Annotated in this window: 19 protein-coding genes; 8 read left to right on the top strand and 11 right to left on the bottom strand. The window is 60.6% G+C overall.

Annotated elements, in window-relative coordinates; all coding sequences use genetic code 11:
• The first annotated feature begins 57 nt into the window (after window positions 1–57).
• Window positions 58–1,035, top strand: a complete 978-nt coding sequence (locus IEY47_RS09985) for a LysR family transcriptional regulator (RefSeq protein ID WP_188983082.1) — start codon at window positions 58–60, stop codon at window positions 1,033–1,035.
• Window positions 1,036–1,071: 36 nt separating this feature from the next.
• Here the strand turns inward: IEY47_RS09985 and IEY47_RS09990 are convergent, their stop codons facing one another.
• Window positions 1,072–1,929: an NAD-dependent epimerase/dehydratase family protein gene (locus IEY47_RS09990; RefSeq protein WP_188983083.1), complete on the bottom strand. Its 858-nt coding sequence runs from the start codon at window positions 1,927–1,929 to the stop codon at window positions 1,072–1,074.
• A 174-nt stretch (window positions 1,930–2,103) separates the two neighbouring features.
• Between IEY47_RS09990 and exbB the strand changes: the two genes are divergently transcribed.
• The 6 genes from exbB to IEY47_RS10020 all read left to right on the top strand — a co-directional run bounded on the left by exbB (window position 2,104) and on the right by IEY47_RS10020 (window position 8,921).
• Window positions 2,104–3,081, top strand: a complete 978-nt coding sequence (gene exbB / locus IEY47_RS09995; protein WP_188983084.1) for a tonB-system energizer ExbB — start codon at window positions 2,104–2,106, stop codon at window positions 3,079–3,081.
• A 3-nt stretch (window positions 3,082–3,084) separates the two neighbouring features.
• Entirely contained in the window at window positions 3,085–3,507 is a 423-nt protein-coding gene (gene exbD / locus IEY47_RS10000; protein WP_188983085.1) for a TonB system transport protein ExbD, read from the top strand.
• Complete coding sequence (locus tag IEY47_RS10005; RefSeq protein ID WP_188983086.1) at window positions 3,504–4,289, top strand: energy transducer TonB; 786 nt, start codon at window positions 3,504–3,506, stop codon at window positions 4,287–4,289. The genes exbD and IEY47_RS10005 overlap by 4 nt, the downstream gene beginning before the upstream one ends.
• Window positions 4,290–4,430: 141 nt before the next feature.
• Entirely contained in the window at window positions 4,431–5,363 is a 933-nt protein-coding gene (locus tag IEY47_RS10010) for a hydrogen peroxide-inducible genes activator (RefSeq protein ID WP_188983087.1), read from the top strand.
• Window positions 5,360–7,435 carry an ATP-dependent DNA helicase RecG gene (gene recG / locus IEY47_RS10015; protein WP_188983088.1) on the top strand — a complete coding sequence of 692 codons (2,076 nt, stop codon included), beginning with the start codon at window positions 5,360–5,362 and terminating at the stop codon, window positions 7,433–7,435. The genes IEY47_RS10010 and recG overlap by 4 nt, the downstream gene beginning before the upstream one ends.
• A gap of 85 nt (window positions 7,436–7,520) precedes the next feature.
• Window positions 7,521–8,921 (top strand): aminoacyl-tRNA deacylase and HDOD domain-containing protein, encoded by a 1,401-nt coding sequence (locus IEY47_RS10020; RefSeq protein ID WP_188983089.1) that lies wholly within the window; start codon window positions 7,521–7,523, stop codon window positions 8,919–8,921.
• Window positions 8,922–8,980: 59 nt separating this feature from the next.
• On the opposite strand, the gene IEY47_RS10025 is transcribed toward IEY47_RS10020, so the two are convergent.
• The 5 genes from IEY47_RS10025 to IEY47_RS10045 form a co-directional block, all read right to left on the bottom strand.
• The gene (locus IEY47_RS10025; RefSeq protein WP_188983090.1) at window positions 8,981–9,367 is read right to left on the bottom strand and encodes a helicase; all 387 of its coding nucleotides are present in this window, start codon (window positions 9,365–9,367) and stop codon (window positions 8,981–8,983) included.
• 220 nt (window positions 9,368–9,587) lie between these two features.
• A complete protein-coding gene (locus tag IEY47_RS10030; RefSeq protein WP_188983091.1) occupies window positions 9,588–9,860 on the bottom strand; it encodes an HU family DNA-binding protein in 273 nt (90 codons plus the stop codon).
• A gap of 382 nt (window positions 9,861–10,242) precedes the next feature.
• Window positions 10,243–10,410 (bottom strand): rubredoxin, encoded by a 168-nt coding sequence (locus IEY47_RS10035; RefSeq protein WP_188983092.1) that lies wholly within the window; start codon window positions 10,408–10,410, stop codon window positions 10,243–10,245.
• A 319-nt stretch (window positions 10,411–10,729) separates the two neighbouring features.
• Window positions 10,730–12,907 carry a malate synthase G gene (locus IEY47_RS10040; RefSeq protein ID WP_188983093.1) on the bottom strand — a complete coding sequence of 726 codons (2,178 nt, stop codon included), beginning with the start codon at window positions 12,905–12,907 and terminating at the stop codon, window positions 10,730–10,732.
• A 27-nt stretch (window positions 12,908–12,934) separates the two neighbouring features.
• Entirely contained in the window at window positions 12,935–13,339 is a 405-nt protein-coding gene (locus tag IEY47_RS10045; RefSeq protein WP_188983094.1) for a heme-binding protein, read from the bottom strand.
• 209 nt (window positions 13,340–13,548) lie between these two features.
• On the opposite strand from IEY47_RS10045, the gene IEY47_RS10050 reads away from it, so the two are divergent.
• Window positions 13,549–14,451, top strand: coding sequence for a LysR family transcriptional regulator (locus IEY47_RS10050; protein ID WP_188983095.1), 903 nt, complete (start codon window positions 13,549–13,551; stop codon window positions 14,449–14,451).
• 48 nt (window positions 14,452–14,499) lie between these two features.
• Here IEY47_RS10050 and IEY47_RS10055 read toward each other — a convergent pair whose 3' ends face one another.
• The 5 genes from IEY47_RS10055 to IEY47_RS10075 all read right to left on the bottom strand — a co-directional run bounded on the left by IEY47_RS10055 (window position 14,500) and on the right by IEY47_RS10075 (window position 19,613).
• Window positions 14,500–14,835 carry a hypothetical protein gene (locus tag IEY47_RS10055; RefSeq protein ID WP_188983096.1) on the bottom strand — a complete coding sequence of 112 codons (336 nt, stop codon included), beginning with the start codon at window positions 14,833–14,835 and terminating at the stop codon, window positions 14,500–14,502.
• Window positions 14,836–14,861: 26 nt separating this feature from the next.
• Complete coding sequence (locus IEY47_RS10060; RefSeq protein ID WP_188983097.1) at window positions 14,862–15,902, bottom strand: hypothetical protein; 1,041 nt, start codon at window positions 15,900–15,902, stop codon at window positions 14,862–14,864.
• A gap of 360 nt (window positions 15,903–16,262) precedes the next feature.
• Window positions 16,263–17,315 (bottom strand): hypothetical protein, encoded by a 1,053-nt coding sequence (locus IEY47_RS10065; protein ID WP_188983098.1) that lies wholly within the window; start codon window positions 17,313–17,315, stop codon window positions 16,263–16,265.
• Window positions 17,316–17,467: 152 nt separating this feature from the next.
• Complete coding sequence (locus tag IEY47_RS10070; RefSeq protein WP_188983099.1) at window positions 17,468–18,511, bottom strand: hypothetical protein; 1,044 nt, start codon at window positions 18,509–18,511, stop codon at window positions 17,468–17,470.
• A gap of 58 nt (window positions 18,512–18,569) precedes the next feature.
• Window positions 18,570–19,613 (bottom strand): hypothetical protein, encoded by a 1,044-nt coding sequence (locus IEY47_RS10075; protein ID WP_188983100.1) that lies wholly within the window; start codon window positions 19,611–19,613, stop codon window positions 18,570–18,572.
• Between the last annotated feature and the right edge of the window lie 5 nt (window positions 19,614–19,618).

Below are 19,618 nucleotides of genomic sequence, written 5' to 3' on the forward strand. Positions count from 1 at the left end.
CGCCCTATGCTAAACAAAGCTTCTAATCTGAATAATCAAGTATAAGTACCACGCATAATGACGAAGTCATTGACTCACTCCGACCGCAATCCGGACGCACGTCGATTCCTGAACGATCGCCTGGACTGGAACCTTTTGCGGACTTTTCTCGTGATCGGTCAGGAAGGCAGCATTAGCCGGGCCGCGGCTCGCTTGCACCTGAGTCAACCCGCGGTGAGCCAAGCACTCCGGCGTCTGGAAGAGCAACTTGGGAGCGCGCTGGTCATTCGGCGCGGCCCGCGGATCAGCCTGTCAAAGACAGGCGAGGAAGTGATGCAGATCGCCGCCGAGTTGTATGGCACGGTCTCCCGGCTGGGCCCGGCGCTGGACTCGCCGCTCGAAACGGTGGCGGGCAAGATCCGCATCCTGATGATCAGCCGCATTCAGTCGCAGTTCTACGATGACTTTCTCGCGGATTTCCACGCCGACTATCCCGAGGTCGAGTTCGAGGTCGACGTCCTTCGCAGTTCCGACGTCGCCAGTGCCCTGTTGCAGAAAACGGCATCGTTCGGGCTCAGCCTGTGCCGCACGCCGCAACCCCGCCTCGAGCAACGCGTCCTGCTGCAGCAGCGCTACGCCTTTTACTGCGGCAAGCGCCATCGGCTGTATGGGCGCAAGAACCTGAAGCTTTCCGACTTGCAAAGCGAGAACTTCGTCAGCTTCACCAGTGACCAGATCGGCGGCAACCTGTCGCCATTGACCGTGTTTCGGGACCAGCAGGGTTTCACCGGACGGATCGTCGCCTCTTCGCCGAGCCTGGATGAAATACGCCGGCTAGTGGGGGTAGGCTGCGGCATCGGTTGTCTTCCCGAGCATATCGTTGCCCGGGACGTGCAATCCGGGGACATGTGGCGCCTGCCGCCGGCGGATGGCGTGATCGATGTGAACGTCTACCTGCTGTGGAACCGCGACCAGAAACGTACCCGTGCCGAGGCGGTGTTTCTCGATCGCTTCGAAGACGCGCTGCAGCGGGTGGAAGTATCTGATCGGTTCTGAGTCAGCTCCGGCAGTCGATGCACTGATATAGCGCCTTTAGCCTTTGGCAATCATCTCGGCGTAACCGTCGCGATAGCTGGGATACGAGGGTGACCAGCCCAACGCCCGTGCTTTGGCGTTGCTGCACCGCTTGCTGCCGCTGCGCCGTTTCAGCGGTTCGTCGGAGGTTTCCGTCACTTGCAAGCGCGCCCGTAACCAATCGAGCACCTCGTGCAACGGCGCAGGATCGTCGTCGACGCCAAGATAGCAGTCATCGATGGGCTGCCCACTTGCGTCTCGCTGTATGAGGAACGCCAGCAGGCCTGCGGCGTCATCCCGATGGATTCGGTTCGCATAGCGCGGCGGCGTGTCTTCTCCACGAATACCTTGTCGCGCCTGACGCAGCATCCATTCACGGCCGGGGCCATAGATGCCGGCAAGGCGAACGACCGTCGCCGGGATTCCGGATTGCAACATCAGCGTTTCCGCCTCCTTCAACAAGCGCCCGGAATAGCGCGCAGGTTCCGCTGGGGACGCCTCGTCGATCCATTCGCCGTCTGCCTGGTTGTACACACCGGTGCTCGACACGAAGAACAGGCGCCGTGGACGATGCCCACGCTCAGCCATCCAGGCCAGGAGATGGCGTACACCGTCAACGTACGCAGCGCGGTAACCCGCTTCGTCATGATCGTCGGCCGATGCCGCGAACACGACATAGTCAGGCGATACGGCCGGCCAACCTTCTGGGCAGCGGGACTCACTCAAGTCGCCAACGACCGGAAGGAGTTCCGGTGGAAGCGCCCCGACGTTTCGACGCAGGCCAAACACAGACCAGTCGTCTGCGGCCAGTATTTGCCCCAGTTTTCCGCCTACATCACCGCATCCGGCAACCAGCAACGTTCGACTCTTACTCATTTTGTGTCCTGAAATAGACCCTGGAAAAAACCATCATCACACGCAAAAGAACGCCCCAAAGCATGCCATCAGATGGCTATTGCTTTTACAAACAAGAATTACTTGCAATAATGTTCCGCCTTCGACTGCCGTATCGCAGTCCCGACCCAGACATTCTTTCCAGGTTCGATCACCATGAAGCTCTCTGAGACCCGCCTCTTGGCATCGCTCAAGCATATGATGCCCGCGCTCGCCCTGTCGTTCGGCTGCTTGCTATCCGCCCAAGGCGCAATGGCCGATGCCAATACGCCCAGCGGCAATAATGCGACCGAGCAGGCGGCGCCTGCGGCGTCTGCTCCCGCAGCAACGGGTACCGACGCGGCTCAGCCAGGTCAGACGCCCGTGAACGAGTCGGCGGTAGCACCCGCGGACGCCGTTCCGAGCATCAACGAAGAAGGCGAGCAAGTCATGACCCATGACCTGTCGCCATGGGGCATGTACCAACAGGCCGACATCGTGGTGAAGGCCGTCATGATCGGCTTGGTCTTTGCCTCGATCCTGACCTGGACCATCTGGATTGCGAAAAGCATCGAACTTGGTCGTGCCAGACGCCGCCTGAAAGGCGAGCTGGTCGATCTCAAGAAAGCCCGCACGCTGAATCAAGCAGCCGAACAGGCCCGCGCTCAACACAGTTTCAGCCAGACGTTGATCGAAGATGCCCAGGACGAACTGCAGCTTTCTGCCCATAGCGTCGAGCGGGAAGGGATCAAGGAACGTGTCGCGTTTCGCCAGGAGCGTCTGGTCGGCGCCAGTGGCCGCAAGATGAGCCAGGGCACCGGTATCCTCGCCACCATTGGCTCCACAGCGCCGTTCATCGGGCTGTTCGGTACGGTGTGGGGCATCATGAACAGCTTCATCGGTATCGCCAAATCGCAGACGACTAACCTCGCTGTCGTCGCTCCCGGTATTGCCGAAGCGCTGCTCGCCACCGCACTCGGCCTCGTCGCCGCGATCCCGGCGGTGGTGATCTATAACGTCTTCTCCCGCTCCATCAGTGCCTACAAGGCGCAGGTGGGTGATGCCTCGGCGCAGGTCATTTTGCTGGTCAGCCGCGACATGGATCACCGCCCGGCAGGCGAGCGCACGCCGCCTCACATGGTCAAGGTGAAGTAATCCATGGGCCTGCATCTCAACGAGAATGCCGACGAGCTCCAGGAAAACCATGAGATCAACGTCACGCCGTTCATCGACGTGATGCTCGTGCTCTTGATCATCTTCATGGTGGCCGCTCCGCTCGCGACCGTGGATGTCAAAGTGGACCTGCCGGCATCGACTGCGGAACCGCAACAGCGGCCGCAAAAGCCCCTGTTCGTCAGCGTGAAGGAAGACAAGAGCCTGTTCGTTGGTGATACACAGGTAAAGCGCGAGGAGATCGGTCGCCTGTTGGACGAAACGACAGGGTCAAAGAAGGACACGACCATCTTCTTCCAAGCCGACAAAGGCGTTGACTACGCCGATCTCATGGATGTGATGAACGCCTTGCGTGGCGCGGGTTACCTCAAGATCGGCTTGGTAGGACTCGAGTCGGTCAACAAATGAGCAGAAGTACCGAAATCACCCGCTGGGGAGGTAGCTTCGCGCTCGTGATCGCGGTACATGCTGCGATCGCGATGGCCGCGCTGTATTGGCGCAGTGCACCGCCACCCATTGAAATGCCGCCAGAGGCCATGATGGTGGAGCTGGCACCCTTGCCTGCCGCGGCGCCGCCGCCCCCTCCGCCGCCGCCACCCGAAGCGGTTCCACCGCCTCCGGAGCCTGAGCTGCCACCGGTCGCCGAGGCACCGAAGCCTGCTATCGCCGTGGCGAAGAAGGAAGAGCCGAAGCCCAAGCCAAAACCCAAGCCGCCGGAGCCGAAGAAGCCCGAGCCCAAAAAGCCCGAGCGTAAACCGGAGCCACCCCGCCCGGAGCCGCCGAAGCCCGAATCGAAGCCTGCTGACGATGCGCCGCCGACGCCAGCGCCACCGGCGGAGACCGCCGCGACCCGCCAACAGGCCGCACCTAGCAGTTCCAGCGCGCCCTCCAATGCGCAACGGACCTGGCAGAGCGAGTTGCTAAGCCACCTGGGCCGCTACAAGCGTTATCCGGAGATGGCCCGTCGCCGCGGCACCGAAGGCGTAAACCGCCTGCGCTTCGTGGTCGATGCCGAGGGCAAGGTGCTGTCGTACGAAATCGTCGGCGAGTCGGGCAGCGCGGCCCTGGATCGTGCGACGTTGGAAATGATCCGTCGCGCACAGCCGTTGCCACCGCCGCCGAAGGAAATGCTCAAGGATGGCAGCCTGGAGATCGTCGCACCCTTCGTGTATTCGCTCGAACGCGGCTGACGCTCTACAACGACGCAGGCAAGAGCCGTGTCGACGCTCCCGGTCGGCGCGGCTTTTACATTTCAGCCACCCGGTCCCATACGCGGTTGGTTCCATACCGTACAACGGCTATGCTTGCCGCCATTGCGATGGAATTTGACTATGACCCTTACCGAACTGCGCTACATCGTCACCCTGGCTCAGGAGCAACACTTCGGACGTGCCGCCGAGCGTTGCCACGTCAGCCAGCCGACCCTATCGGTGGGGGTGAAGAAGCTGGAAGACGAGCTGGGGATCCTCATCTTCGAACGTAGCAAAAGTGCAGTTCGTCTGACTCCTACGGGCGAGGCGATCGTCGCCCAGGCGCAGAAGGTCCTGGAGCAGGCGCAAGGCATTCGCGAACTGGCGCAGGCTGGCAAGAACCAGTTAACCGCGCCATTGAAGATCGGTGCCATCTACACCGTTGGGCCGTACCTGTTCCCGCATCTGATCCCACAGCTGCACCGTGTCGCTCCGGACATGCCGCTGTACATCGAAGAGAACTTCACGCACATCCTTCGCGACAAGCTGCGCACCGGCGAATTGGATGCGGTCATTCTCGCCCTGCCTTTCAATGAAGCGGACGTACTGACCAAGCCGCTCTACGATGAACCGTTCTACGTGCTGATGCCCGCGAGCCATTCGTGGACCTCCAAGCCGGCGATCGAAAGCGAGCTGCTGAACGACAAGAGCCTGCTGTTGTTGGGTGAAGGCCATTGCTTCCGCGACCAGGTGCTCGAAGCCTGCCCCACGGCCCGGCGAGTCGACGAAGCGAAGCACACCACGATCGAATCCAGTTCGCTGGAAACCATTCGCCATATGGTCGCCTCCGGCCTTGGGGTATCGGTACTGCCCTTCTCCGCCGTGGACAGCCATCACTATGCGCCTGGCGTGATCGAAGTCAGGCCCTTCGTCGCACCGGTGCCCTACCGCACCGTCGCCATTGCCTGGCGCGCCAGCTTCCCGCGTCCCAAAGCCATTGAAATCCTCGCCGACTCCATTCGCTTGTGCTCGGTCGCCAAGCCACCGGCGCAGGGCAAACAGCACAGCGCATGACCGGGCTGGCCACAACTCCAGTCACCGCGCTCAAGGGCGTCGGTGCTGCGCTGGCCGAGAAGCTCGCCAAGGTCGGATTGGAGACGTTGCAAGACGTACTTTTCCACCTACCGTTGCGGTACCAGGATCGCACCCGGATTACGCCTATTGGCGCGCTACGTCCTGGGCAGGACGCCGTCGTCGAGGGCATCGTGGCGGGCGCCGACGTCGTGATGGGCCGGCGCCGTAGCCTGCTGGTCCGATTGCAAGACGGCAGTGGCACGCTCAGCCTGCGCTTCTTTCACTTCAGCCAGGCGCAGAAAGACGGCATGAAACGGGGTACCTCGCTGCGTTGCTACGGTGAAGTGCGCCCGGGGGCGACCGGTCTGGAAATCTATCACCCCGAATACCGCGCCCAGAGTGGCAGCGAACAGGCGCCGGTGGAACAGACGCTCACGCCGATCTATCCGGCGACCGAAGGGCTGACGCAGCAACGCCTGCGGCAGTTGAGCGAGCAGGCATTGGCGCGCCTCGGACCCAACAGCCTGCCGGACTGGCTACCAACCGAGATCGCACGTGACTACCACCTCGGCCCACTCGACCAGGCCATTCGCTACCTGCACCGACCGCCGCCCGATGCCAATCTCGACGAACTTGCCGAAGGCCAGCACTGGGCACAGCACCGCCTGGCCTTCGAAGAACTGCTGACCCACCAATTGTCCATCCAGCGCCTGCGCGAACAAGTCCGCCAGCAGGCGTCGCCCGCGCTGCCGCCTGCCAAGCGCCTGCCAGAGCAGTTCCTCGCAAACCTGGGTTTCACTCCGACCGGCGCCCAGCGGCGCGTGGGTGCGGAGATCTCCTACGACCTGGCGCAGCACGAACCCATGCTTCGCCTGGTGCAGGGTGATGTCGGGGCTGGCAAGACCGTCGTCGCAGCCATGGCGGCGCTGCAAGCGATCGAAGCCGGCTACCAAGTGGCTTTGATGGCGCCAACCGAGATTCTGGCCGAGCAGCACTTTCTGAACTTCAGCCGCTGGCTCGAACCGCTGGGAATCCCGGTTGCGTGGCTGGCCGGTAAGCTCAAGGGCAAAGCACGCGCCGCAGCGCTGGAGCAAATCGTCTCCGGGGCGCCTATGGTCGTGGGCACGCACGCGCTTTTTCAGGCGGAAGTCCGCTTCGCGCGGCTCGCCCTGGCAATCATCGACGAACAGCACCGCTTCGGTGTTCAGCAACGCCTTGCGCTTCGGCAAAAAGGCATCGATGGCCGTCTGTGCCCCCATCAGCTGATCATGACGGCGACCCCCATTCCGCGTACCTTGGCCATGAGCGCCTATGCGGATTTGGACACCTCGATCCTCGATGAACTGCCCCCTGGCCGCACGCCAGTGAACACGTTGGTAATCGCCGAAAGCCGTCGCACGGAGGTCATCGAGCGCGTCCGGGCGGGTTGCCGGGAGGGCCGCCAGGCGTATTGGGTCTGCACGTTGATCGAGGAGTCGGAGGAGCTGACGTGCCAAGCAGCAGAAACGACCTTCGAAGACCTCTCCGCCGCCCTCGGCGAGCTGCGTGTCGGCCTCGTGCACGGCCGGATGAAAGCTGCGGAAAAGGCGGCCGTCATGGATCAATTCAAGGCAGGTGAGCTGCAGCTACTCGTGGCCACGACGGTCATCGAGGTCGGGGTGGACGTTCCCAACGCCAGCCTCATGGTCATCGAGAACCCCGAACGTTTGGGCCTCGCGCAGCTCCACCAGCTGCGCGGCCGCGTTGGCCGTGGCAGTACGGCGAGCCATTGCGTGTTGCTCTACCACGCTCCGCTGTCGCAACTCGGCCGCGAGCGGCTGGCAATCATGCGCGAGACCAACGATGGCTTCGTCATCGCGGAAAAAGACCTCGAGCTGCGTGGCCCGGGTGAACTGCTGGGCACGCGTCAGACGGGATTGCTGCAATTCAAGGTCGCTGATCTCATGCGCGACGCCGAGTTGCTGCCGCAGGTGCGCGATGCCGCGCAGGCACTTCTTGAGCACTGGCCCGATCACGTGGCACCGCTGGTATCCCGATGGTTGAGGCACGGACAGCATTACGGACAAGTGTGATGCATGTCACAATGCAAGCGAGCACTGCGTCTCTACCAGCGAAACCGGATGGTTATACTGCCGCCGTTATTTTCAGGACCTCACTATGATCGACGCCGCCCACGCCCAAGACCCGTCGCCGCGCGCGCCCCAGGTCATCCTGCAGCTGCTGGATAAACTGCTGGTGCCCTACCGGGAGATTGCGTCGCGACCAGGCCTGCCCACCGCAGAGCGCGCGCAGGCTGCGTTGCTCGAAGACAGCGTGGGTACACTGCTGATTCTCTTCCCGCAAAACCAGCTGCTGGACTTGAATCGGCTGGCCGAACTCACCGGCCGCAAGCTGACCGCGATCAAGCCAGACCGCCTCCAACGCATGCTTGGCAAGCATAGCCTTGGCAGCCTTCCCGCCCTGCCCCAACTGACCAGTTCGCCTTGCCTGTACGATGAGCGACTGCTGCAGGTGCCGCAGGTCCTGATCGAGTCCGGTCAACCGGGCGTGTTGCTCGAAATCCCCAGTGAGGACTACAAGACACTGCTGAGCAAATGCAGTGCGGCGCTGATCGGTGAGCCCATCGCCAATATCGAACTGAATCTGGATCGGCCCGACGACGATCGCGCAGAAATTTCTCGCGCTGTGCAAGCTTTTACGGCCCGCCGTATCCAGCAGCGCCTGGAAGAAACGATCGAGATTCCGCCGCTGCAAACCAGCGCACAAAAGATCATCAAGTTACGTGTCGACCCGAACGCCACCATCGATGACATCACGGGCGTCGTAGAAACCGACCCGGCCTTGGCGGCGCAAGTGGTTAGCTGGGCCGCATCGCCCTACTACGCCGCACCGGGCAAGATTCGTTCGGTGGAAGACGCCATCGTGCGTGTTCTGGGCTTCGACCTTGTGATCAACCTGGCGCTCGGCTTGGCGCTCGGCAAGACGCTAAGCCTGCCCAAGGATCATCCGCAGCACGCCACGCCCTATTGGCAGCAGGCCATCTATACCGCAGCGGTGATCGAAGGCCTGACCCGCGCGATGCCCCGCATCAAGCGCCCTGAGTCTGGTCTCACGTACCTGGCGGGGCTATTGCACAACTTCGGAAACCTGGTGCTCGGCCATGTGTTCCCGCCGCACTATTCGCTGATCTGCCGTCACCTGGAGGTCAATCCGCATCTGAGTCACATCTACATCGAACAGCATTTGCTCGGCATTACCCGCGAGCAGATCGGTTCCTGGCTGATGCGCTTCTGGGACATGCCGGACGAAGTCGCCGATGCGCTGCGCTTCCAGCACGACCCGGACTACACCGGCGATAACGCGGAATATGCCAACCTTGTATGCCTTGCCACGCGCCTTCTGCATACGCGTGGCGTCGGTGGATTGGCCGAGGCAGAGGTTCCGCAATCCCTGCTCGACCGCCTGGAAATCAGCCGGGAAAAAGCCGAGGAGGCCGTAACCAAAGTGATGGAAGCCGAAGCCGCGCTACGTGACCTGGCAACGCAGGTGCGTAATTAACGACACCCTGTAGACCGTATGGCGGGCTACGCTCAACCGTAGTCGCGCCACGTACAGACTTAAGCGCCCGCTTTGACGGCCTTGGGCTTTTTGAGCTTCGAAGCCAGACCTTGAAACCACATGACAAGCGCCGGATTACCCGAAATCTGAATGTGCTTGTCCTGAATGCCCTGCATGAACGCCAGCTGCTTGTTCTTTGCTGTCAGCGTCGCAAAACCATAATCCGCATCTCGAAAACCGATACCGAACGCCGGCGCTTCCGTTGTGCCTTCATGGCTCGCGACACGCTGATCATGCACGCGATAGACGCGTGACACCTTTCCGTCCAAGGTGAAGAGCTGAAAGCTCAAATCCTTGTCGCCGAGCTGCTCGCGAAACGCCGGGTCATTCAATGCAGCCTTGCGCATCAGTCGCCCTAGCATCCACAGTAAAAACCGAAACTTCATGGCAAGGTTCCGAATCGTTTGAAAAGGCAATTATAGAGGCGTAGCGCTGGCGGATAGCGAGCGTGGAGAAATGAAACGAGAGAAGGCAACACTACATGATGGTTGCTGTTGTCACAGCGGGCAGCGGTAGGCGCCAGCCGAGCCGGCGCCTACATGGGTTTCCTACAGGACAGCGACCCAGGCGACAGGCGCATCAATGGCCGTCGCTCTCACTTGAATGTCAGCCAATCGCCTCACGCAGCGACTTGCCAGGTTTGAAAGACACAGTATTGCTAGCACGGATTTTTACCGGCTCACCCGTTTGCGGGTTCTTGCCCGTGCGCGCACCCCGATGACGTTGAAGAAAAGTACCAAAACCCACCAAGGTAACGCTGTCCTTACGGTGGAGCGCATTGGTGATCTCATCAAGAAGTGCATTGAGCACACGGTTGGCCTGATCCTTGGTGAGATCGGCCTTTTCCGCGATCGCGGCTGCGAGTTCCGGTTTGCGCATAATTGCCTCGTGTACGGTTTGTTGTTGTTCTACCCCGGCAATACGAATGGCAGGGTGCGTCACAGCTACAGCGCTGCGGCGTTGGAGGAGAATGGCATGCCGCGCGCGACGATACCACCCGAATAGACGAATTTTGCGACAAACTGTTGCATGTAAGGGTCATGAGGACACTTGCAGACTGGGCAACCCAAATGAACGCCACATTGATTGAACCCAAAGGCCACTACCGGCCACTCACAGCATCTTGTCCGCAGTAATCATCTAGATCGATGCCCATCACAGACCGGGGTACGGCGACTCCTGCATTCCCCCGTCATGCGTTCGAAGGTATTGCACGCCTACCACCATTGTCATGCCGACGTTTATGGACGAACCATCCCCGTCAGCTGATCTCGATCATTTCGAACTCGCTCTTGCCGACGCCACAGTCGGGGCAGAGCCAATCGGCGGGAACGTCTTCCCAACGGGTGCCCGCCGGAATGCCGTCATCGGGCCAACCTTCGGCCTCGTTATAGATCAGCCCACACACGATGCATTGCCACTTCTTCATTTCTGCCTCATCGGATTTATTTCTCGGCTGAGCGAAGTATCGCGCAAAAACGAAGGTGAGCCCTACCGCATCAAGGGGATCTCTCGGATACGTGCTACTAAAAGCAATTGCCGCCCCTAATGCTCGAGGTTGATCCCGTAGACGTGCAAAACCCAGTGCTTTCTGTAGGGGCGGCTTTAGCCGCGTGCGATGTGTCGGAGCCCACTGCTCTATGGCTCTAAGCGATTCCTTGCGAAGGCTTTACAAGCACCAAAAACGAAACGGCCGCAAGGGCAGAAGCCCATGCGGCCGTTTGAAGCAAGGCTGACTAAGCCAAGCCTTACCCGTTCTGCTTGAACTTCAAACGCCACGCATGCAGCAACGGCTCGGTATAGCCCGATGGCTGCTCCCGACCTTTGAAGATCAGGTCACTCGCGGCCTGGAACGCTGCAGAGCCTGAAAAATCTGCAGCCATGGGCCGGTACGCGGGGTCCCCCGCATTCTGCCCGTCGACCACCTTTGCCATCCGCTCCAAGGTCTCGCGCACCTGCGCCTCGGCCACGACACCATGGTGCAGCCAGTTCGCAATGTGCTGGCTGGAAATACGCAGCGTCGCGCGATCCTCCATCAGCCCGACGTTATGGATATCGGGCACCTTCGAACAACCGACACCCTGCTCGACCCAGCGCACCACGTAGCCCAGGATGCCCTGGCAGTTGTTATCCAACTCCTGCTGAATATCCGCTTCGCTCCAAGTGCGCTCGGCAACGACTGGCACACTTAGCAAAGCGTTTAGCAACGCATCCCGCTCAGCCTTGAGATCCACCGTTTCAAGTTCACGCTGGACCGCCTGCACATCCACCTCATGGTAGTGCATGGCATGCAGCGTCGCGGCAGTAGGAGACGGTACCCACGCGGTGTTCGCGCCGGCTTTCGGGTGGCCGATCTTCTGCGTCAGCATGTCCGCCATGCGATCCGGCATCGCCCACATTCCCTTACCGATCTGCGCCTTGCCGCGTAACCCACAGGCGAGGCCAACGAGGACGTTGCTGCGCTCATACGCCTGAATCCACGGCGTCGATTTCATGTCGCCCTTGCGCAACATCGGGCCTGCCTCCATCGCCGTATGCATCTCATCGCCCGTGCGATCGAGGAACCCGGTGTTGATGAATGCCACACGCTCCGACGCCTCGGCAATGCAGGCCTGCAGGTTGACGCTGGTCCGTCGTTCCTCGTCCATGATGCCCATCTTCAACGTATTCGCCGGCAGCCCAAGCACCCCTTCGACGCGACCGAACAGCTCGTTGGCGAACGCCACTTCCTTCGGCCCATGCATCTTCGGTTTGACGATATACACGCTGCCGGTGCGCGAATTACCTCGACGCTTGAGGTCATGCATGGCAATGAGACTCGTGCACACCGCATCCAGAATGCCTTCTGGAATCTCGTGGCCGTCGGCATCAAGGATCGCCGGATTGGTCATCAGATGCCCGACATTGCGGATGAACAGCAGCGAGCGACCGTGCAAGGTCAATTCGCCGCCCTTCGCTGCGGTGTACTCGCGATCAGGGTTGAGCCGGCGGGTGATACGCCGGCCACCTTTCTCCATGTCCTCGGCAAGATCCCCTTTCATCAGCCCGAGCCAATTTCGGTACACCAGAACCTTATCCTCGGCATCGACCGCCGCGATGGAGTCCTCGCAGTCCATGATCGTGGACACGGCCGATTCCATGAGTACGTCTTTGACGCCCGCAAGATCGGTCTTGCCGATGGCACTGGCAGGGTCGATCTGGATCTCGAAGTGCAGGCCATTGTTCTTCAGCAAGATGGCGTCCGGATCGCTGGCCTGCCCCTGATAACCCACGAGCTTCTCGGGCTGCGCGAGACGGGTCTGCGTACCGTTCTTCAAGGTGGCCTGCAATGCGCCATCGACGACGCGGTATGCCGAAACGTCAGCATGCGCGCCCTCGGTCAAAGGCGCCGCGCGATCCAGGAACGCTCGGGCATAGGCGATGACCTTCGCGCCGCGCACCTCGTTGTAGCCGGGCCCCTTGGCCGCGCCATCGGCCTCGCTAATGGCATCGGTGCCATAGAGCGCGTCATACAACGAGCCCCAGCGCGCGTTTGCCGCGTTAAGTGCGTAGCGTGCGTTCATGACCGGCACGACCAACTGCGGACCGGCCTGCCCCGCGATCTCGAGGTCGACGTTTGCGGTCCCAGCCGCCACCGCTGCTGGCACCGGTAGCAAATAGCCAATGGATTCGAGAAACGCGCGATAGGCCGACATGTCGGTGATCGGTCCGGGATTGCCGCGGTGCCACTCATCCATTGCTGTCTGGATGCGGTCCCGCTCGGCGAGCAATTCGCGATTGCGCGGCGCCAGGTCATGGACCAATGCGTCGAATCCTTTCCAGAACGCTTCCACGTCAATGCCAGTACCCGGCAATGCCTCCTCTTCGAGAAAGCGCTTGAGATTCGCGGCGACTTGCAGCCGCTGGCAGTTCAGTCGTTCGTTCATCGTGCAGTCCTCGTTATTGTTCTGGATTCAGGCACCGAGTGCTTCGATGCCGGCCTTTGCGATCTGGGCATCCTGGTCCGCCTTCACGCCCGAAACCCCGACTGCGCCAATGACGTGGCCTTCATGAACGATCGGCACGCCGCCTTCCAACGCCGTTACGATCGGCGCCGTGACGAACGCAGTACGTCCACCGTTGACCATGTCTTCGTAGCCTTTGGTTTCCCGACGACCCATGGCTGCCGAGCGGGCTTTCTCGGTCGCGATGTAGGCGCCGACCGGCGCGCAACCATCAAGGCGTTCGAGTGCCAAGGGGTGCCCACCGTCGTCGACGATCACGATCGCCACCTTCCAGTCGTTTCGAATCGCCTCGTCACGCGCGGCGGCGAGCATGCGTGAGACTTCTGTCTGGGTCAGGACGGCTTTGCTTTGCATGAGGCACTCCATTTTTGAGGAAAGGGATCACTGAGCTAAGCCCGTTTTCGAGCCAATCGCCAGTCTTCCAGGATCTGTTGACGTTTCATTCGCACCCGCGACGAAATCAGGCGTTAATCGATACTTTTCTAATAACAATCACAGCATGCCAGAGCCAAAGCGGACGAGAAGCGCCTAGAATCGGTTTCTGTCCATACCAGGAGTATCGAATGGCGCGTTACACCGAATTGCACAGCTTCGTCCAAGTCGCAGGGAAAGGCAGCTTCGCCGCAGCCGCGCTGACCGAGGGCGTCACACCGGCCATCCTCGGGCGACGTCTCGACGCCCTGGAAAAGCGCTTGGGCGTGAAGCTGATGCACCGCTCGACCCGCGGCCTAACGCTCACCGAGAACGGCGAACAGTTGCTCGAACAGGCGCGCCAACTGCTGCGCGAGTTTGACGAGATGGAAGCGGGCATCGCCAGCAGCAGCACATCCGTAGCCGGACACCTCGTCGTTTCTGCCCCGGCTGGCTTTGGCCGGCGCCACATTGCCCCCCATGTGCTGGGCTTCCGACGGCGCTTTCCCGAGCTCAAGCTGTCATTCAATTTCACTGACAGCATCATCGACCTCGTCGCCGAGGGCTACGACATGAGTATTCGCATCGGCGGCGCCATCGATCCCAACTACGTCGCCATCAAGCTTGCCGGCAATCAGCGGGTGGTTTGTGGTACGCCCGGTTACTTCGCGCGCTACGGCGCTCCGCAAGTGCCCGAAGCGCTCGTGCACCACAACTGCCTGGCATTCAACCCACAAGCAGGGCATCAACGCAGCTGGACCTTCCAGCGTGACGGCAAGCCCGTTGCGGTAAAGGTGTCCGGCGACCTGTCCTGCAACGACGGCGAGCTGCTGTTTGCCTGGATTTGCCAGGGGCTCGGCATCGGTTGGCGCTCGACCTGGGAAATCCAATCCGAACTTGAGCGCGGCGAACTGGTGACCGTCCTCGATGATTTCGCGCTGCCGGATTACGACATCCAGGCGGTCTACCCCCAGCATCGCTACCAGCCTGCGAAGGTCCGGCTGTTCATCGACTATCTGAAGGAGATTTACGCGCAGCCGGGGTATTGGGCGTAAGGCTGAGTCGCGGTCCGGGTTTCACCCGGGCTACTGACTCGCAAACGCTTAGGTGGACTGCTGCCCTTCGAGCCGCTGCTCGATCGCAGGCTGTTCTTCCGCGCCTTGCCACCAGCGAAGGCGAACATCGAGCGTGGCCCCGAGCTTGAGCCCGATGCGCGTTTGTACCGGGCAGCCCTCTCCGTCTGCCGCAACCGTACCGCGCTGACGACTCTGGCTGCGATTACCGTTCAGGTCACGGTGGGTCACCAGCAGCTCGTAGCGACGTTCGGAGCGATCGCGCGCAAAGCAGACCTGCACCTCCGCAGCGCCGTCATCGAGTCGCTGTACCGAGAGACGCGGCGCTTCAGCGGCCATCACGGGCGCGCCAAAGAGCCACATCACAAGCAACGCGCTCCATCGCCACATACTCAATCGCGCTGAACGACGTTAGCGACATGGCCGTCCCCGACCTGCACGATCGCGGCGCTGGAACCGTACCCACTGTCGTAACTGCCGTGCGTGAGGGAAGCCTGATTGCCGTTGCCGGTTTGGATGATGCTGGAATCCAGTCCATGGCCTTGTGCACGTAGATAAGCCGTATTGCTAGAGCCTGTCTGCTCGATCGTTGCCACGTTGATATCTCCGCTCACGATGGCGTCGACCCCGTTGTCGTCACCTTGCGAGAAACCACGCAGCGATGAGCTCCGACCGGAAACAACCGCGTCCAAGGTGTTCCGATCACCAATCTGATCGAAATACAGTTCATTGAATTTATGTTGGACGTTGGCCGTCATCTGGTTGTCATTACCGGACTGCGTGAGCACGGCGTTGGGGGATTCGAGACCGCCTTGGCGAACGTCCATCTGGTTGCGATCGCCGACTTGCGTAAGCGTCGCCGTGCCACTGAAGTTCTGATCGAGACTGACGGCGTTCTCGTTACCGACTTGGCTGATCGTGCCGCTAACCCCAATGCCGTTCTGCAGAACTTGCACCGTGTTCAAATCGCCGTCAGATGAAGCAGTAAGAGAGGCAACGGCCCAGACTTGTTCGATTTGATAGGCATTTTGATAACCGGTCTGCGAGATCACCGCGGTGTGGTAGCCGCCAGAACCATCATCATCTGCCTGCCTGAGTTCGAGTCGGTTTTCAGCGCCGCTTTGGACGACTGAAGTCTGATGGTTATCACTGTCGTGATAGACATTCGCGATCTGGGAGCTGCCTGACTGCTCGACCGTCACCGTGCTTTCATTGCCTTGTTCCACATAAGCAACATGGCCTGTATCAGCCTGCACAATGCTACCAACGGCATTGACGTATCGCTGGATCAGCGTCGCGGTGTGGCCGGCGCCGGTCTGATCGATCGTCCCCTGGTTGTCGTTACCGGTCTGCTCCAGGGTCGCGGTATTGGCGAGCGTAGTCGTCGCCGCGAGCAACGCAGCAAGCGTTAAGGCGGAATTGAGTAATTTCATGGCAGTGTCCTCCGTGCGGCTACAAACGGTGGGTCTCCATTTTCCGCTCGGAACTTCATCGAGTGACACTGGCGACGCCGCCGCTTTTGTCTCGCACAATCGATGCATCGTTATAGTCGGGGTCAAGCACGCCTGGTCGCACACCGGCGACCTTTTTGCCGCTGATCGATGTCCCTGTCGGGCGGCGTATAGGGCAAGGTCGAAGGGTTGTATCCACCGAACCCGCCATTACGAGCGGTCAGGCTCGTATTGCCGGAACATCGTCCTCGACGCCCCGGTATTCGAATAAGGGCTCCTCGGCCACATTCGTCGACCTGCCGAGGAGCCACGCCGGTAGCCGCGCGATCCTTCGCGTCTGGCTTAGCGCTGGGTAATGCGGGCGACGTTGCCGTTGCCCGCTTGAACGATACTGGCGCTTGATGCGGCGCCAAAGTCATAGCTTCCCTGGATAGCCAATACGGCCTGGTTCGTGTCGCCCGTTTGGGTAATTCTGGCGCTAACCTCGTAGCCATCCACGTTCAGATCAGCCGTATTGCCCGACCCGGTCTGCTCCACGAGCCCGTCACTGAGCACTCCGCTTACGCGCGCGATCACGACGTTGTCATCGCCACGTGAAAAGCCGCTCAGCGTGCTGTCACGCGCATCGACGGTTCCGTCCAAACGGTTGGCATTGCCGGTCTGCTCGAAGTCTAGGTGGTTGAAACGCCCCCAGGTGGCAGCACTGGCGACGTTGTCGTTACCGGTCTGTGTCAAGGTCGCACCGGAAGGGTCGCGGCCTCCCTGGGTCAGGTCGATGCGGTTGTCATCGCCCGTCTGCGCGAGGGTCGCGATACCGATAAAGTCCTGCGTCACGCTAACGGTATTCCCCAGGCCGGTCTGCGTGATCACAGCCTGGCTGCTCAACCCATCCTGGAAGACCTGGACGGTGTTGAGGCTGCCGTAGCTCGCTGCTGTTACCGAATTACCCGGACCATTCTGCTCGATCCGGTAGTCGTTCTGGCTGCCGACCTGCGTGAGCGTTGCTTCCTGCCCGCCTCCGCCCGGGTAGTCCGATGACGCCTGAGAAAGGGTCACGGTATTCTCCGAGCCGTCTTGGAAAATCCCTGCTGATGCACCTTGGGTATCTCGCTGGTAGACACTTGCGGTGTTAAAACCACCTTGCTGCTCAATGCTCACGGTACTGTCGATAACGGCTTGCTGCTCGACGAATGCAGAGTGCCCCGTCACGTCCTGCGCGATACGTCCGTTCAGCCCTTCGCCCTGCTGATACAAGCGTGCGTAGCTGCCTGCGCCGGTCTGATCGATCGTGCCTTGGTTGTCGTTTCCAACCTGCTCGAGGTACGCCGAATTAGCATGTACCGCAGTGGCGAGAACTAGTAGCGCCAGCGTTGCAGCCGGTTTTAGCAATGTCATCGGGTGAAGTCCTTCCTTACACAAAGAAGAGAGAGCGGTCCGTGTTATCTGCTTTGAAGCTCGCAGGGAGTGGCCGTGACATTCTTGTCACTGGCGTGAGAGCGCCCCTTGACTAACTCCCTGCCAAAGGGCGATTCCCGACCCCGTCTGGACTAGCGTTGAGTAATGCTGGCGACGTTGCCGTTGCCCGCTTGTTGGATGGCCGCCCGGTGCGTCGTTTCGAAGTTCGCCTGGCTGATGGACGCCTGGTTCAAATCCCCAATTTGCACAATGCTCGCGACATTCTCGAACCCTTCAACGATGAGATTGGCCTCGTTGTTGGAGCCGGTCTGCTCGACTGAGCCCGTACTGAGGAAGCCGTCCACTCTGGCGTTTACGATATTGTCATCGCCCCGCGAAAAACCGGTGAACACGTTGTCCCGCCCGCTAACGAAAGCGTCTAATACGTTGCCATTGCCTGTTTGCTCGAAGGCCAAGTCAGTCATGCGACCGGGCATGTTGACCGTCGCATCGTTGCCGTTACCGTTTTGGGTCAATGTCGCGCTGCCGGCTTCATAACCACCCACATTCATCGTGAGGTTGTTGTCTTCGCCGGTTTGCGTCAGCACTGCGCGACCCGCGGAGTCCAGGCTCAGGTCGATAGCGTTCGCGGTCCCGGTTTGACTTATCGTAGCCTGAGTCGCATAAGCGCTCTGGTTCACGCGCAACGTATTCGACTCGCCACTGGCCGTCGCGGTCAGGGAATGGCCTGCGCCGTTTTGCACGATCTGGTAATCGTTGGCGAAACCGGCTTGGCTGATAACGGCCGACTGATAGCCGCTTCCTGGGTAATCGCCCGAGGTTTGCGTGAGCGACAGCGTATTTTCCGACCCCGATTGCTCGACGCTCGCGACAGCGCCCTGCGTGTCGGTCTGGTAGATGGACATCGCATTAAAACCACCTTCCTGCTGAACGCTGACGGAACTGTCGACACTGTTCAGCTGCTGAACGAGCGCCGAGTGCCCTGTGTCGCGCTGAACGACGCTCGCGTCCAGACGATCACCCTGCTGTTCGATTCGCGCGTATTGGCCTGCACCGGGCTGATCGATCGTGGCTTCGTTATCGTTTCCGATCTGGTCTATTGCCGCCGAATTGGCGAACGTGGTCGTACTTGCCAACAGCAGGGCCAGTGTTATGGAAGGTCTAAGCAGTTTCATGGGTAGTGTCCTCAGTTACGTTGATTAACGGTCCGTCCGTACTACCCATCTCACGACATCATTGAGTGATGTTGGCGACGTTGCCGTTCCCGTTTTGCACGATCGATGCGCTGTTGAAGGAGAAATCAGACGTGGGGGATTGCACGATGCCCGCCACATTCGCACTACCGGTCTGATCGATGATGCCCGTCGCGCCAAAGCCATCTATGTTCATATCAGCCACGTTGTCGTTACCGAACTGGTCGAGATGAGCCGTTTGACTCGTGCCATTGATATCCAGCGTGGCGTCGTTGCCGTTGCCTTCCACGGTGACGCGGACTTCTCCACCTAGCATCCCCTGGTCGACGCGGGTGTTGTTGTCGTTACCGATCTGCGTCACCGTGGTCTGGGCCATGCGGACGTTGACATCGATGTCCGCCACGTTGCGGTTGCCGTCCTGTTTCAGGTCGACATTGGCGTAATCGCGCCCGGTCGTGTTCAGGCTCGCGCGGTTGGCAAAGCCGGCCTGATCGATCGTCACGGTGCCAACGATGTCTTGCACCACTTTGATCTGGTTGCTGTTGCCGGTCTGGTTGATGTCGGCACTGACCGTACTTCCGCCGTACTGCTCCACCTCGACGCGGTTGTATTGGCCGTTGGTGTCCACATTCAGCACGTGCCCGAAGCCGTCCTGGCTCAGCAGGAAGACGTTGCCAGCACCCTGTTGTTGAAGGTCCATGGAGAGCCCAGTGCCGTCGCCTCGCTGGGCGACCGTGGCGACTTGGCCCCGACCGTCCTGGCGCAGACTGATCGCATGCTCGGTGCCGCGATCCTGATACGCCGTGAACGCGTTGTTCGCACCAGACTGGTAGACCGAAACCGCGCTTTCCTGCATGCGTGATTGATAGATCCGTGCCGACTGACCGGTACCCGTCTGCTCCACTTGAGCGCTGATCTGGTTACCCGATTGCTCGTTGCGCACGAAATGACCTGTCCCATCCTGGGATACATTCGACTGGTTCTGCTCGCCGCGCTGGACGATTTCAGCGACGGACTGGGCAAACACCGGCATGCAGGCCAGGCAGGTGGCCAACGTGAGCGCGGTACGGCGAGGGAAAGACATGGGAA

It is taken from the genome of Pseudomonas matsuisoli (assembly GCF_014647635.1).
Classification (GTDB): domain Bacteria; phylum Pseudomonadota; class Gammaproteobacteria; order Pseudomonadales; family Pseudomonadaceae; genus Pseudomonas_P; species Pseudomonas_P matsuisoli.

Bases quoted from the DNA above. Each gene is read 5' to 3' on its own strand.
- IEY47_RS10070 (WP_188983099.1), bottom strand. From the start codon at position 18,511: ATGAAACTGCTTAGACCTTCCATAACACTGGCCCTGCTGTTGGCAAGT.
- IEY47_RS10040 (WP_188983093.1), bottom strand. From the start codon at position 12,907: ATGAACGAACGACTGAACTGCCAGCGGCTGCAAGTCGCCGCGAATCTC.
- IEY47_RS10010 (WP_188983087.1), top strand. From the start codon at position 4,431: ATGACCCTTACCGAACTGCGCTACATCGTCACCCTGGCTCAGGAGCAA.
- IEY47_RS10065 (WP_188983098.1), bottom strand. From the start codon at position 17,315: ATGACATTGCTAAAACCGGCTGCAACGCTGGCGCTACTAGTTCTCGCC.
- IEY47_RS10035 (WP_188983092.1), bottom strand. From the start codon at position 10,410: ATGAAGAAGTGGCAATGCATCGTGTGTGGGCTGATCTATAACGAGGCC.
- IEY47_RS10075 (WP_188983100.1), bottom strand. From the start codon at position 19,613: ATGTCTTTCCCTCGCCGTACCGCGCTCACGTTGGCCACCTGCCTGGCC.
- IEY47_RS10045 (WP_188983094.1), bottom strand. From the start codon at position 13,339: ATGCAAAGCAAAGCCGTCCTGACCCAGACAGAAGTCTCACGCATGCTC.
- IEY47_RS10060 (WP_188983097.1), bottom strand. From the start codon at position 15,902: ATGAAATTACTCAATTCCGCCTTAACGCTTGCTGCGTTGCTCGCGGCG.
- recG (WP_188983088.1), top strand. From the start codon at position 5,360: ATGACCGGGCTGGCCACAACTCCAGTCACCGCGCTCAAGGGCGTCGGT.
- IEY47_RS10005 (WP_188983086.1), top strand. From the start codon at position 3,504: ATGAGCAGAAGTACCGAAATCACCCGCTGGGGAGGTAGCTTCGCGCTC.
- IEY47_RS10020 (WP_188983089.1), top strand. From the start codon at position 7,521: ATGATCGACGCCGCCCACGCCCAAGACCCGTCGCCGCGCGCGCCCCAG.
- IEY47_RS09990 (WP_188983083.1), bottom strand. From the start codon at position 1,929: ATGAGTAAGAGTCGAACGTTGCTGGTTGCCGGATGCGGTGATGTAGGC.
- IEY47_RS10030 (WP_188983091.1), bottom strand. From the start codon at position 9,860: ATGCGCAAACCGGAACTCGCAGCCGCGATCGCGGAAAAGGCCGATCTC.
- exbD (WP_188983085.1), top strand. From the start codon at position 3,085: ATGGGCCTGCATCTCAACGAGAATGCCGACGAGCTCCAGGAAAACCAT.
- IEY47_RS09985 (WP_188983082.1), top strand. From the start codon at position 58: ATGACGAAGTCATTGACTCACTCCGACCGCAATCCGGACGCACGTCGA.
- IEY47_RS10050 (WP_188983095.1), top strand. From the start codon at position 13,549: ATGGCGCGTTACACCGAATTGCACAGCTTCGTCCAAGTCGCAGGGAAA.
- exbB (WP_188983084.1), top strand. From the start codon at position 2,104: ATGAAGCTCTCTGAGACCCGCCTCTTGGCATCGCTCAAGCATATGATG.
- IEY47_RS10025 (WP_188983090.1), bottom strand. From the start codon at position 9,367: ATGAAGTTTCGGTTTTTACTGTGGATGCTAGGGCGACTGATGCGCAAG.